The sequence below is a fragment of the Aliivibrio salmonicida LFI1238 genome, from assembly GCF_000196495.1.
Lineage (GTDB): Bacteria > Pseudomonadota > Gammaproteobacteria > Enterobacterales > Vibrionaceae > Aliivibrio > Aliivibrio salmonicida.
In genome coordinates this window covers 721,107-733,501 of the sequence record NC_011312.1, presented here as the reverse complement: position 1 = coordinate 733,501, position 12,395 = coordinate 721,107, and the positions used below count along the sequence as shown (strand labels likewise).

Here is a 12,395-nt window from a genome sequence, read left to right as displayed (position 1 = left end):
ATTGGATGCAGAAAATGAATGTGATTATTGCCTCTTTGAACCCCGCAAAAATAAATGCAGTAAAAGCGGCATTTACTTTAGTTTTTCCTGATACCACTTTCTCTTTTGAAGGCGTATCCGTCAGCAGTAATGTTCCAGATCAACCGATGAGCTGCACTGAAACCAAACAAGGGGCAATCAATCGAATCAATAATGCTAAGCAACAACATCCTAATAATAGATATTATGTAGGGCTTGAAGCAGGTATAGAAGAGTCATCCACGTTTGCATGGATAATTGTAGATAATGGTAAAAAGATAGGAGAATCACGTTCTTCTAGTTTACCACTCCCCCCAGCCATAATTGTTGCGGTAAGTGCAGGTAAGGAGCTTGGAGAGGTAATGGATGAACAATTCAATACTGATAATATAAAGCAAAAAGGTGGCGCTATTGGCTTGCTAACAAACAATCTATTGACTAGAAGTTCTGTTTATCAGCAAGCGTTAATTCTCGCACTTATTCCTTTCTTGCACCCTGATCGCTTTTAGCACTCACTTCAAGAACTTCCATTAGCCATGCTTTTTCATCATCAGTATGGCTTTTTAATTCATTTGAACCTCGTGTAATCGTTGCAACCCCGACACCAAGTAGCTGACTTATTTGTCTTTGACTTAAATCACCCTGCAAGAGTTCATGACATATGTTAACGCGAGCCATTAATGCTTCACGCTCATCAGGTGTCATCAGCATCGTTAATAAAGATTGATGTTTATTTTGCTCTGCTGCATTTGCTATCAATGCCATAACTTGCGACCAATCTGAATATTTGGCTGAACCAGACATACAATCCTCAATATAATGATAAAAGAAAGGGGACTCTAAAGTCCCCTACTCTATAATTAATCTAAAAAAATTAATACTCTAAATTAAGCTCTTTAACAGATAAGAAAGGGCCTTTCTCCCCAAGTAAGCTACGGTAATACGTTTCAAACATTAAAATGTTTTGTACATAACCTCTTGTTTCTTTAAAAGGAATCGCTTCAATAAAGGCATAGGCATCTAATTTCTCATTAGATACCGCTCTCCAACGCTTAACTCGATGAGGTCCTGCATTATATCCCGCTAAAGCAAAAATTCGATTTCCATCATAATCATCTAACAATCCTTTTAGATAATTAGAACCAATGTGTATATTCACATCCACATTATTAAGGCTACTCACACCCTCATATTTATCATAATCAATTTTCTTTGCTGTATATTTTGCCGTCGCTGGCATAATTTGCATTAATCCTCGCGCCCCAACCGGAGATTGAGCTTCTGCGTATAACGCACTTTCTTGGCGAGACAAAGACATAAGCGTTATTTTATCTAAACCCAACTCTTTACTGTAATGCCCAAACCACCACTGATGAGCAATAGGAAATCGTAAACTTAAGTAACCCCACATCTTCCCTTTAATGGTTGCAAGCACTGTAAAGTGATGCCAACGGTGCTGAGCAGCATAGCTTGCTAACTCCTTTACTTCTTTTTTAGAAGAGCGGACTAATAAATATTCCCACTCACTTTTGGCTGTTGAGATTTCATCAATCGCAATAAGTTCTTTAATTCGATTTAATTCATTTTTATACTTTCCGGCGACGGCTTTAGTATTCTTTGATGCTTTATCCATAGAATATTGAATCGGTTCACCTAAAATATTCGCAGCCGCAACACTATAAAAATCACGCTGACCAAGTAGCTTTTTGAGGCGAGCATCAGCGGCTGATTGTTTTCCCTCTTCGCTTTCTATACGAGCAATCCAAAACTGCCAACGTAACGATTTTTTTGCACTTGGTGTTAAATAACCGATCCATTTACTAACGTCATTCCAATCAGCGGCTCTTATTGCAACCCTAATTCGTCGCTCTACAAATGAATCTTCTGGATTTGTTTCTAACTCAGTATCACGCCAAGCAGCTAAAGAAGCCGAATCTGTAGACATGATGCTACTGACTATTCGTTTCTTTATCGCAATATGTTCATCTGAACTGAATTGTTGCTTTTTCACTAATTCAGGCAACATTTCAATCGCTTTTTTAGGGTTTTTTCTTGCTTCTCTTTCTATAGAAATAAGCGTTAGTTGCTTAGTAAATTCAGTGGCTTCATTTTTTGCAGAGTACTCATTTAACGAATCAGGTTCATTAAATAACTCAACAATATGCTTTGCCTGTATTTTTGCTTTCTCTGAAGACAACATTTTTTCTAAATAAGAAAACAAATTATTATTTCGAGCTTTATATACTAACAACATACGCTCAATAATCAGTTCATCCGTCAGTTTTCCTGCGTCACTCCAAGCACTAAATAAATCATCACATTCATAAGTAACCGAACTGCCCGTTAACCACAATTTTTCAGCGCCTTTCCACGCTGTTTTTTTATCGCCCAACTTATTTTTTGCTTGGTAGTAATAGCATTGTAAATTTGTACTGCTCGGTTCTTGTGGAAAATAATCAACAAAATCAGCCCAACGCTCATTAAGACCAAGAATAACTAAGTATTGATAATCTAATGAATTACCAATGGCGAGTGTTTGATGAGCGTGTCTAAACAGTCGAATGTCATCGGGAGTTTTGGCCTGTAAATCCATTTTCAGCTCACGATAGTCTAAATAAGGAGCGAGTGGATAATCATCCAGTGAAGCTCTAACTTTCTTATATTCATCGAATTTTTTTTCAGTGAGTAAATCTTTTGCTTCTTGATATTGAACTCGTGATTCATCAATTGATAACGCTTCAGCAGTATGCACACTCATACCAATACATAACGCCGCCATCATCCCTAATTTATGTCCGCTATATTTCATTGATTTTTTAAACACCTAACTTCCAACCTTTTGCATCAGCATACTGATATAAGACAGAGTAAATAACTCTCTAATTCTTCTTTTAGTTTACTTATATTACCCTAGTAACGACAAGAATGAGTGTTAAACTATGTATCATAAATAGTAAAATAATATTTTCATTAACCTACTCTAATAAGTGATTATGGCCGAATACGTATATACAATGTCACGAGTGAGCAAAATTGTTCCTCCAAAAAGACAAATCCTGAAAGACATTTCTCTTAGCTTCTTCCCTGGTGCAAAAATCGGTGTTCTTGGCCTAAATGGGTCAGGTAAATCAACACTACTTCGCATTATGGCTGGTCTTGATACCGACATTGATGGTGAAGCTCGTCCACAAAGTGGATTGAAAATTGGCTATCTACCACAAGAACCCGTTTTAGATGAATCAAAAACAGTTCGTGAAATTGTTGAAGAAGCCGTATCTGATGTAGCAGGTGCACTCACTCGATTAGATGCCGTGTATGCAGCTTACGCAGAAGAAGATGCTGATTTTGATGCCCTAGCAAAAGAACAAGGTGAACTTGAAGCTCTAATTCAAGCAAAAGATGGGCATAATCTTGAAAATGCTTTAGAGCGTGCAGCGAATGCACTACGCCTTCCGGAATGGGATGCAAAGATAGAGTTTTTATCAGGTGGTGAACGTCGTCGTGTTGCGATTTGTCGTCTATTGCTTGAAAAACCAGACATGCTTCTTCTTGATGAACCAACCACCTTGATGCTGAATCTGTTGCTTGGCTTGAGCATTTCCTTGTTGAGTACTCAGGTACTGTTGTGGCCATTACCCATGACCGTTATTTCTTAGATAACGCTGCAGGTTGGATCTTAGAACTTGACCGTGGCGAAGGTATCCCATGGGAAGGTAACTATTCGTCTTGGCTAGAGCAAAAAGATGAACGTCTAAAACAAGAATCATCGAAAGAAAACGCTCGTCAAAAAACGATAGAAAAAGAGCTTGAATGGGTTCGTCAAAACCCTAAAGGCCGCCAAGCTAAATCAAAAGCTCGTATGGCTCGCTTTGAAGAACTTCAAAATACAGATCATCAAAAACGTAATGAAACCAACGAACTGTTTATCCCACCAGGTGAACGCTTAGGTGATAAAGTTCTTGAAGTGACTAACCTAACGAAATCGTTTGGGGATCGTGTATTAATTGATAACTTGTCATTCAGTATGCCTAAAGGCGCTATCGTCGGTATTATCGGCGCTAATGGTGCAGGTAAATCAACACTATTTAAAATGCTAAGTGGTGCCGAAGAAGCTGATTCAGGTTCTATTGTATTGGGCGAGACAGTTAAGCTTGCTTCTGTTGATCAGTTCCGTGATAGCATGGACAATACAAAAACGGTTTTCCAAGAAATCTCTGAAGGTGCAGAGATCATCAAGATCAATAATTATGAAATTCCAGCACGAGCATACTGTTCTCGCTTTAACTTCCGTGGAAATGATCAACAAAAAATCATTGGTGATCTCTCTGGTGGTGAACGGAACCGTGTTCATTTAGCTAAATTATTAAAAACAGGCGGCAACGTACTGTTACTCGATGAACCAACCAATGACTTGGATGTTGAAACACTACGAGCACTTGAAGAAGCACTTCTTGAGTTTCCAGGGTGTGCCATGGTTATCTCGCATGACCGTTGGTTCTTAGACCGTATTGCAACACATATTCTCGATTACCGTGATGAAGGCCAAGTTAGCTTCTTTGAAGGTAACTACACTGAATACAGCGAGTGGTTGAAGAAAACGTTAGGTGCTCAAGCGGCTGAACCTCACCGCATTAAATATAAACGTATGACTAAGTAATTATAGTCTTATTGATATTTATCATCAGGGCCGCATTCTTGCGGCCTTTTTAATAAATTAAAAAACAAACAGATATCATACTTAAATAAAATACGACCAAAGAAGGAAAAATGATGATTGAACGACGTAAATTTTCACGAGTTGTATACCAATCAAGTATCACGTTAATACAAGAAATTCAGCAATGGAAAGGGTCTCTTATTGATTTATCCCTCCATGGCTTATTAATCCAATTGAGTGACCACTGCGAAATTGAGCTAAATAACCAAGTAATCGCACACTTCACCCTTAATGACAGTGATATACATATAATTGCAGAATGTGAAATCATTCAAAAAACAAATAATATGCTAAGACTCTGTATTAGCCACATAGATATTGATAGTATTAGCCACCTTAAACGCCTGATCGAACTTAATGTGGGTAATGATGAACTATTATTGCGCCAATTATCAGAGCTAACCGAACCAAACTAACCCAAAAGACAATTATTACTTTATGCCTGATAAAATCCGAATTTCAGTCTCTCATAACAAAGGTACGCGTTTTTTCGCTCTTTCTCCTAAACGGAAAAACATGGTGATTTTATCTTTGTTATTAGGGATAAGCTCTTTTGTGTTTACTTGTTTTGGTCTTCATTATTTCTACCAACAACAACAATTATCCAAACTAGCTATCACCCACTTGCAAGAGCAAAATAAGGGCCTAAATAAGCTAATTATTGACAATAACAGCAATAATCACGAGTTAACTCAGCAACTAGAAACTAAAGAAGATGAGCTTTTAGTAATAAGTCAGCGTATTGAAGATGTCGAATCAGTTCTTGGATTACAAGAGTTATCTGAAGATGACTCGTTATTAGCAGAAAAAACACTTGAGCAACGATTAGATGTTGCCGCGATAGACTCAGCAGTAAGAGCGACAATGTTTCGCCTTATTCCTAATGATACCCCTCTTAACTATACACGTGAATCATCCAGTTTTGGACGAAGAACTAACCCTATTTCAGGAAAACGACAACGTCATTTAGGTCTAGATCTAACGTGTAAACGAGGAACAGAAATATACGCCCCAGCCGATGGTGTAATAGAACTCGCGCGTGGAAGTAACAAAGGTTATGGTAATTTATTAAAAGTTCAGCATTCTTTTGGCTTTATGACCATGTACGCTCACCTGCAAAAATTTAAAGTACGATCAGGACAATTTGTAAAAAAAGGAGACTTGATTGCAACTTGTGGTAATTCAGGAAATTCGACCGGCCCTCACTTACACTATGAAGTTCGTTTTCTAGGCAGAGTATTGAATCCTAGATCATTCATTGATTGGACGCCTGAGAAGTTTGATAGTTTGTTCGAAAAAGAACGTAGCGTGAAATGGACACCTTTAGTAAATGTCATTAGTAATGTGGTTAAACTGCAATTAAAGCTCACTCAAAAGCCGACAATAGAACAAGTTGAAGCGATTAATACGGTAAAAGCGGAACAAAAAAATAATCAACAACTTACCCAATAATATATTCTGCTAAAAAAGGTGAGTAGATACTCACCTTTTTTACTAAACTAGTTTCTTTCTCGATGTATCGAATCATTTGCCTGTCGAAGTAAGCCTTTGCTTTCAACTAAAAACTGCTCCGCGTAATCACCAAACCACGTTTCAACTTCTTCAAAGCTTTCAATAAATCCAACACGATTATGATTTTCTAATAATAAAATTGCATCACCAAAACGCTGATGGAAACGTTTTATCATTTCAATATTCTCTTCAGAAGAAAGAATAATATCCGCGTACAAATTTGGATCTTGAGCAAACAATCGTCCAACCATCAGTAACTCTAAACGATAAATAGGTGAGCTTAAATTAAGTAACTGTTCAATATCAGGGTTTTCTTTAGATAGATGCTGACCATAAGCAAAAGAAGTAAAGTGACGCAGTGCTTGGATCAACGTCATGCCTTTATCGTGTTCACTTGCAGAAATATCACGAACAATAGCCCCCCAAATTTCAAACTGATCTTTTAGCCAAGAATAAGCATCTTTACCACGCCCATCACACATTACAATAACCTGTTTAGCGAGGCTAGGCACATCTGGACCGAACATTGGATGTAAGCCAACAACCGGACCCTTATGCACTTTCATCATCGCTTCAAGCGGCTTTTGCTTTATTGACGTTAGATCACACAGAATACAATCATCAGGTAGCATTGAAAGTTTACCGATCACATCAATCGTTAGATTAATAGGGACAGTAACAACAACCATTCCCACACCTTCTAAAATAACGTCAGCGTTATCCCAATCTTTACTGCCAAGAATTCGCACGTCATAACCAGATAGTTTAAACATTTTTGCGAATAAACCACCAAGTTGGCCTTTACCTCCAACAATAACAATCGGTCGAAGTTCTGGTCTTAAACATTTAAAACCTGAGTCATTTTCACTGCTGTAAGATTCTCGCATTGTACGACGAAGAATGTCTTCAATAAGAGATGGCGGAACGCCTTTTCTCTCAGCTTCTTCGCGTCTTGAAGCCAACATTGCTGCCTCTCGACTTGGATCATAAATAGGCAAACCATATGCACTTTTTACTTCACCAACTTGTTCAACTAATTGTAAACGTTGAGCAAGAAGATCTAACATTTGCTTATCAACCGCATCAATCTTATCGCGTAAATGACTCAGTTCTACCGCCATCTCGTTCTATCCTTTTAAACGATCTTCCAATACAGGAATTAATTCTTCATGAGTATGACGTAATAGTGCCTCAGTTGATGCCCAATTGATACACGCATCAGTGATTGAAACTCCGTACTTCATCTCCGATAATGGAATATCAGACGGTTGATTTCCTTCATTTAAGTGACTCTCAATCATTAACCCTATAATCGATTTATTCCCTTCTCGGATTTGATGGATAGCATCCTCCGCAACTAATGGTTGGCGACGGTAATCTTTACGTGAATTGGCATGACTACAATCAATCATTAATGCAGCATCAAGATTGGATTTAGATAATTCATCTTCACATTCAGCAACAGAAACTGAATCGTAATTTGTTTGTTTGCCGCCACGTAAGATCACGTGCCCATTTGGGTTGCCCTGCGTCGTTAATAACGCAACTTGCCCCTCGCTATTTATTCCCATAAAACGGTGACCAGAAGCGGCTGCCTGCATTGCATTAATCGATGTTGATAAGCTTCCATCAGTTCCATTCTTAAAACCAACAGGAACAGATAAGCCACTCGCCATTTCGCGGTGAGTTTGTGATTCCGTGGTTCTAGCACCAATAGCAGCCCAGCTAAATGTATCACCAATATATTGCGGGCTAATTGGATCAAGGGCTTCAGTCGCAAGTGGGATCCCCATTTCAGATAAATCCACTAATAGCTGTCGTGCAGTATGCAAACCACCTTCGATGTCAAATGAACCATCTAGATGCGGATCGTTTATTAACCCTTTCCAGCCTACCGTCGTTCTTGGCTTTTCAAAATAAACACGCATAACGATAAACAATTGGTCACTAAGCTCTTCTGAAATAGCTTTAAGACGTTTCGCGTATTCTTTGGCAGCATCAATATCATGAATAGAACAAGGTCCACAAACAATAAGTAAACGGTGATCTTTTTTATGAATGATATTTGAGATCGTCTGACGAGATTGTTGAATAAAATGACGCGCACTTTCACTCAAAGGGATTTTATTCTTTAATTCTTGAGGGGTAATAAGCACTTGCTCATCAATAATATTAATATTACTTAATTCACTCTTTTTCATTTCTACACCTGTAAACTTTTATGTCCATTAAATAGTCTTTCAAGACGAATAGAAATAATCTAACAGGTATAAGCGATAAATCAACCTATGTAACGTAAGAAATACAAAAAAATATTATCGTAAACTTAAATTTACAACAATATTTAGGCGTAAAAAAGGTGCGCTGATAACAGCACACCTTCATAGCACATTTGATAAACGTTCTCGTGTGCGTTACTTTTTAGCCAGCTTCTCTTTGATACGAGCTGATTTACCAGAACGCTCACGCAGGTAGTACAACTTGGCACGACGTACTGCACCGCGACGTTTAACTTCGATGCTGTTAACGATTGGAGAGTGAGTTTGGAACGTACGCTCAACACCTTCACCGTTAGAAATTTTACGTACAGTAAACGCAGAGTGAAGACCACGGTTACGAATAGCGATTACAACGCCTTCGAATGCCTGTAGACGCTCACGCTCACCTTCTTTAACTTTAACTTGAACTATAACAGTATCACCTGGAGAGAACTTAGGTAGATCTTGCTTTAGTTGCGCATCTTCAATTGCTTTAATGATGTTGCTCATTTTTGTATATCCTAGAATAAACTGATACTAAATTTCTTAATTACTTACTTTGCTGATGTTCTTCACGAACAAATTCAGCCAGTAATAATTCCTGTTCGTCAGTCAGAGCTAGATTTCCCAGGAGCTCTGGTCTTCTTAGCCAAGTACGGCCTAACGATTGTTTCATTCGCCAACGAGCGATATCTTTATGATTTCCAGATTTAAGTACACTAGGCACTTCCTTACCATCCAAGACCTCAGGCCTTGTATAGTGCGGACAATCTAACAAACCGTCTGCAAAAGAATCTTCTTCAGCGGACGCAAAATCTCCAAGTACACCCGGAACAAACCGAGAGACAGAATCAATCAACGTCATAGCAGGGAGTTCCCCGCCTGTAAGCACAAAATCGCCAATTGACCATTCTTCGTCAACTTCAGATTGTATTATGCGCTCATCTACGCCTTCGTATCGGCCACAGATAAGAACTAAGTTCTCGTTTGTTGCCAACTCCTCAACACCAGCTTGATTCAGCGTTCTGCCTTGAGGTGAAAGGTAAATCACTTTCGTTTTGCCTGGAGCGGCTTCTCTGGCTGCAGTAATGGCATCGCGCAAAGGCTGTACCATCATTAACATACCAGGACCACCACCATAAGGTCGGTCATCAACAGTGCGATGTTTATCTTGAGTGAAATCTCTAGGATTCCATGTCTCTATAGATAAAAGACCTTTTTTAATTGCTTGGCTAGTTACCCCAAAATCGGTAACCGAACGGAACATTTCAGGAAATAGGCTTATAACCCCAACCCACATGTGCCCTCGCTTTACCTAGGGTTTAGAACCCAGGATCCCAGTCAACTTCGATCCGTTGAGCCTCACGATCAATTACTTTGATCACTTGCTCATCAATAAAAGGAATCAAACGTTCCTTTTTACCAAAAGCATCTTTCAGGTTTGCTTTGACTACAAGAACATCGTTTGATCCGGTTTCAAAGATGTCGTCAACAATACCTAGGCCGTAACCTTGGCTTGTAACCACTTCCATACCAAACAATTCACGCCAGTAGAATTCATCTTCTGACAGCTCAGGTAGTGCATCTGCTTTAACTGCAATTTCCAGGTTAGTATAAGCTTGAGCTTCTTCTCTAACTTCTAACCCTTCCAGTTTGCACACCAAACCTTTATGACGTTTCCAGCTTTCGACTGAAAACTCGACCCACTCATCTTTTACTTTAATAAGTAAAGGTTTGTAGTCGAAAATGCTTTCAGGTTGATCAGTAAAAGAAACTACTTTCAACCATCCACGAATGCCATAGGAAGCACCGAACTTACCTACAACAATTACTTCGTCTTGCTTACTCATAAAATCTTTACCTTTAACCAACTAAATTAAGCCGCTTTGTTAGCGTCTTTAACTAGCTTAGCTACACGATCAGAAAGACCAGCGCCTAAACCAACCCAATGGTTAACGCGGTCAAGATCTAAACGAAGACCTTCTTCTTGACCTTGTGCTGTAGGGTTAAAGAAACCTACTTTCTCAATGTAACGACCAGTTGATTTAAAACGGCTGTCCGCTACTACGATTTGATAAAATGGACGCTTCTTCGCGCCGTGACGTGCCAAACGAATGGTAACCATATCGTCCTCTATTTGCTTCGTACAAAAATTAAATTGGCTCAAAAAAAAAGAATTTTATTGAGCCCTCGTGCCAAAATAAAGCCCCGGAATTTTACTCTTATGAGGTTTCAATGCAAGGGATTTAGCTATTTTATCACCCATTATTTCTGTAATTAGTGAAAAAATGGGGTGAAAAAGGTGCGCTAGGTAAAATTTATTAAAAAATTCACTTGTCGCACCTTGTTATCTGATTAATACACTTTGACAATGTGCAATTGAATATTAGCGGCCAAAGCCACCCATACCACCGCCCATTCCGCCCATTCCGCCCATCATGCCTTGCATATTACGCATCATGCCTTTCATGCCACCTTTCTGCATTTTTTTCATCATTTTCTGCATTTGAGTAAACTGTTTCAGCATGCGATTCACATCTTGTACTTGAGTACCAGAACCTGCTGCAATACGTTTTTTACGTGAGCCTTTAATTAGTTCAGGACGCTGGCGTTCTTTCATTGTCATGGAATTAATAATGGCTTCCATTTGATTGAACATTTTGTCGTCCACTTTATCTTTGACATTAGCAGGTAGCTGAGACATACCAGGAAGCTTATCCATCATCCCCATCATGCCACCCATATTTGTCATCTGACCAAGCTGCTCACGAAAATCTTCAAGATCAAAACCTTTCTTCTCTTTGAACTTTTTCGCTAATCGTTCTGCTTTTTCTTTATCTACGTTCTTCTCTAGATCTTCAATTAGAGAAAGAACATCACCCATACCTAAAATACGAGAAGCAATACGTTCTGGGTGGAAAGGTTCTAGTGCATCCGTTTTTTCACCGACACCTAAGAATTTAATTGGCTTGCCCGTAATGTGACGAACAGATAATGCAGCACCACCACGAGCATCACCGTCTACTTTGGTTAGAATAACACCCGTAAGTGGTAAAATATCACCAAACGCTTTTGCCGTATTAGCGGCATCTTGCCCCGTCATTGCATCGACAACAAATAACGTTTCAATTGGATTTACATGTGCATGAAGCTGCTTAATTTCTTCCATCATTTCAGTATCAACAGCTAGACGACCAGCCGTATCAACGATAACAACATCAAAAAACTTTAACTTAGCGTGGCTAATTGCACCATCAACAATATCAATCGGTTTTTGATCTGCACTTGATGGGAAGAAATCGACATCAACTTCTGACGCTAACATTTCTAGCTGTTTAATTGCCGCAGGACGGTATACATCGGCAGACACAACTAAAACTTTCTTTTTATCTCTTTCTTTTAATAGCTTCGCTAATTTACCAGTACTGGTTGTTTTACCTGCACCTTGTAAACCTGCCATTAAAATAACCGCAGGCGGCTGACACGCTAAATTTAGAGCCTCATTTGAGTCTCCCATTATCGCTTCTAGCTCAGACTGAACGATTTTAATGAATTCTTGACCCGGTGTTAGGCTTTTTGATACCTCAACCCCTACGGCGTTTTCTTTTATTCGCTTAACAAAGTCACGAACAACAGGTAAAGCAACGTCTGCTTCTAACAAAGCCATACGAACTTCACGTAGCGTTTCTTTAATGTTTTCTTCTGTTAATCGACCTTTACCACTGATGTTTTTCAGGGTTTTGGATAGTCTATCCGTTAAATTATCAAACATATTCTTGCGCCTAATCTGCGAGCATTGATCAATTATAACCTAATAGTAGGCAAAATATTGTTGGTTATAATTAAAATTTTTTATCCTAACCGAATCACTCCTACCGAGATTGACCTGT

Annotated in this window: 12 protein-coding genes and 1 pseudogene; 4 read left to right on the top strand and 9 right to left on the bottom strand. The window is 38.9% G+C overall.

Translation table 11 applies throughout. The features are described 5' to 3' along the window. Positions 1 to 14: 14 nt before the first annotated feature. The gene (gene yjjX / locus VSAL_RS03710; protein ID WP_085941788.1) at positions 15 to 527 is read left to right on the top strand and encodes an inosine/xanthosine triphosphatase; all 513 of its coding nucleotides are present in this window, start codon (positions 15 to 17) and stop codon (positions 525 to 527) included. Here yjjX and trpR read toward each other — a convergent pair. Then, entirely contained in the window at positions 496 to 822 is a 327-nt protein-coding gene (gene trpR, locus VSAL_RS03705; protein ID WP_012549465.1) for a trp operon repressor, read from the bottom strand. The two genes, yjjX and trpR, sit on opposite strands and share 32 nt — an antisense overlap. Positions 823 to 892: 70 nt before the next feature. Continuing rightward, positions 893 to 2,827, bottom strand: coding sequence for a murein transglycosylase (gene sltY / locus VSAL_RS03700; protein ID WP_012549464.1), 1,935 nt, complete (start codon positions 2,825 to 2,827; stop codon positions 893 to 895). 184 nt (positions 2,828 to 3,011) lie between these two features. Here sltY and ettA point away from each other — a divergent pair. The 3 genes and pseudogenes from ettA to VSAL_RS03685 all read left to right on the top strand — a co-directional run bounded on the left by ettA (position 3,012) and on the right by VSAL_RS03685 (position 6,187). Then, positions 3,012 to 4,675 (top strand): annotated as a pseudogene (ettA, locus tag VSAL_RS03695) (energy-dependent translational throttle protein EttA). A 113-nt stretch (positions 4,676 to 4,788) separates the two neighbouring features. Further along, complete coding sequence (locus VSAL_RS03690; protein ID WP_044583185.1) at positions 4,789 to 5,151, top strand: PilZ domain-containing protein; 363 nt, start codon at positions 4,789 to 4,791, stop codon at positions 5,149 to 5,151. A gap of 22 nt (positions 5,152 to 5,173) precedes the next feature. Next, positions 5,174 to 6,187: a M23 family metallopeptidase gene (locus VSAL_RS03685; RefSeq protein WP_012549462.1), complete on the top strand. Its 1,014-nt coding sequence runs from the start codon at positions 5,174 to 5,176 to the stop codon at positions 6,185 to 6,187. A 47-nt stretch (positions 6,188 to 6,234) separates the two neighbouring features. Here the strand turns inward: VSAL_RS03685 and tyrA are convergent, their stop codons facing one another. From tyrA to ffh, 7 genes are all read right to left on the bottom strand, one after another. Beyond that, entirely contained in the window at positions 6,235 to 7,368 is a 1,134-nt protein-coding gene (gene tyrA, locus VSAL_RS03680; protein WP_012549461.1) for a bifunctional chorismate mutase/prephenate dehydrogenase, read from the bottom strand. A 6-nt stretch (positions 7,369 to 7,374) separates the two neighbouring features. Next, entirely contained in the window at positions 7,375 to 8,448 is a 1,074-nt protein-coding gene (locus VSAL_RS03675; protein WP_012549460.1) for a 3-deoxy-7-phosphoheptulonate synthase, read from the bottom strand. Between the two features lie 213 nt (positions 8,449 to 8,661). Further along, complete coding sequence (rplS, locus tag VSAL_RS03670) at positions 8,662 to 9,015, bottom strand: 50S ribosomal protein L19 (protein ID WP_012549459.1); 354 nt, start codon at positions 9,013 to 9,015, stop codon at positions 8,662 to 8,664. 40 nt (positions 9,016 to 9,055) lie between these two features. Then, the gene (trmD, locus tag VSAL_RS03665) at positions 9,056 to 9,805 is read right to left on the bottom strand and encodes a tRNA (guanosine(37)-N1)-methyltransferase TrmD (protein ID WP_012549458.1); all 750 of its coding nucleotides are present in this window, start codon (positions 9,803 to 9,805) and stop codon (positions 9,056 to 9,058) included. Positions 9,806 to 9,827: 22 nt separating this feature from the next. Continuing rightward, positions 9,828 to 10,355, bottom strand: a complete 528-nt coding sequence (rimM, locus tag VSAL_RS03660; RefSeq protein WP_012549457.1) for a ribosome maturation factor RimM — start codon at positions 10,353 to 10,355, stop codon at positions 9,828 to 9,830. Positions 10,356 to 10,381: 26 nt separating this feature from the next. Then, positions 10,382 to 10,630, bottom strand: coding sequence for a 30S ribosomal protein S16 (rpsP, locus tag VSAL_RS03655; RefSeq protein WP_026025303.1), 249 nt, complete (start codon positions 10,628 to 10,630; stop codon positions 10,382 to 10,384). A gap of 261 nt (positions 10,631 to 10,891) precedes the next feature. Further along, entirely contained in the window at positions 10,892 to 12,277 is a 1,386-nt protein-coding gene (gene ffh, locus VSAL_RS03650; RefSeq protein ID WP_012549455.1) for a signal recognition particle protein, read from the bottom strand. Between the last annotated feature and the right edge of the window lie 118 nt (positions 12,278 to 12,395).

Bases quoted from the DNA above. Each gene is read 5' to 3' on its own strand.
- tyrA (WP_012549461.1), bottom strand. From the start codon at position 7,368: ATGGCGGTAGAACTGAGTCATTTACGCGATAAGATTGATGCGGTTGAT.
- rplS (WP_012549459.1), bottom strand. From the start codon at position 9,015: ATGAGCAACATCATTAAAGCAATTGAAGATGCGCAACTAAAGCAAGAT.
- trpR (WP_012549465.1), bottom strand. From the start codon at position 822: ATGTCTGGTTCAGCCAAATATTCAGATTGGTCGCAAGTTATGGCATTG.
- trmD (WP_012549458.1), bottom strand. From the start codon at position 9,805: ATGTGGGTTGGGGTTATAAGCCTATTTCCTGAAATGTTCCGTTCGGTT.
- yjjX (WP_085941788.1), top strand. From the start codon at position 15: ATGAATGTGATTATTGCCTCTTTGAACCCCGCAAAAATAAATGCAGTA.
- VSAL_RS03690 (WP_044583185.1), top strand. From the start codon at position 4,789: ATGATTGAACGACGTAAATTTTCACGAGTTGTATACCAATCAAGTATC.
- ffh (WP_012549455.1), bottom strand. From the start codon at position 12,277: ATGTTTGATAATTTAACGGATAGACTATCCAAAACCCTGAAAAACATC.
- VSAL_RS03675 (WP_012549460.1), bottom strand. From the start codon at position 8,448: ATGAAAAAGAGTGAATTAAGTAATATTAATATTATTGATGAGCAAGTG.
- sltY (WP_012549464.1), bottom strand. From the start codon at position 2,827: ATGAAATATAGCGGACATAAATTAGGGATGATGGCGGCGTTATGTATT.
- rimM (WP_012549457.1), bottom strand. From the start codon at position 10,355: ATGAGTAAGCAAGACGAAGTAATTGTTGTAGGTAAGTTCGGTGCTTCC.
- VSAL_RS03685 (WP_012549462.1), top strand. From the start codon at position 5,174: ATGCCTGATAAAATCCGAATTTCAGTCTCTCATAACAAAGGTACGCGT.
- rpsP (WP_026025303.1), bottom strand. From the start codon at position 10,630: ATGGTTACCATTCGTTTGGCACGTCACGGCGCGAAGAAGCGTCCATTT.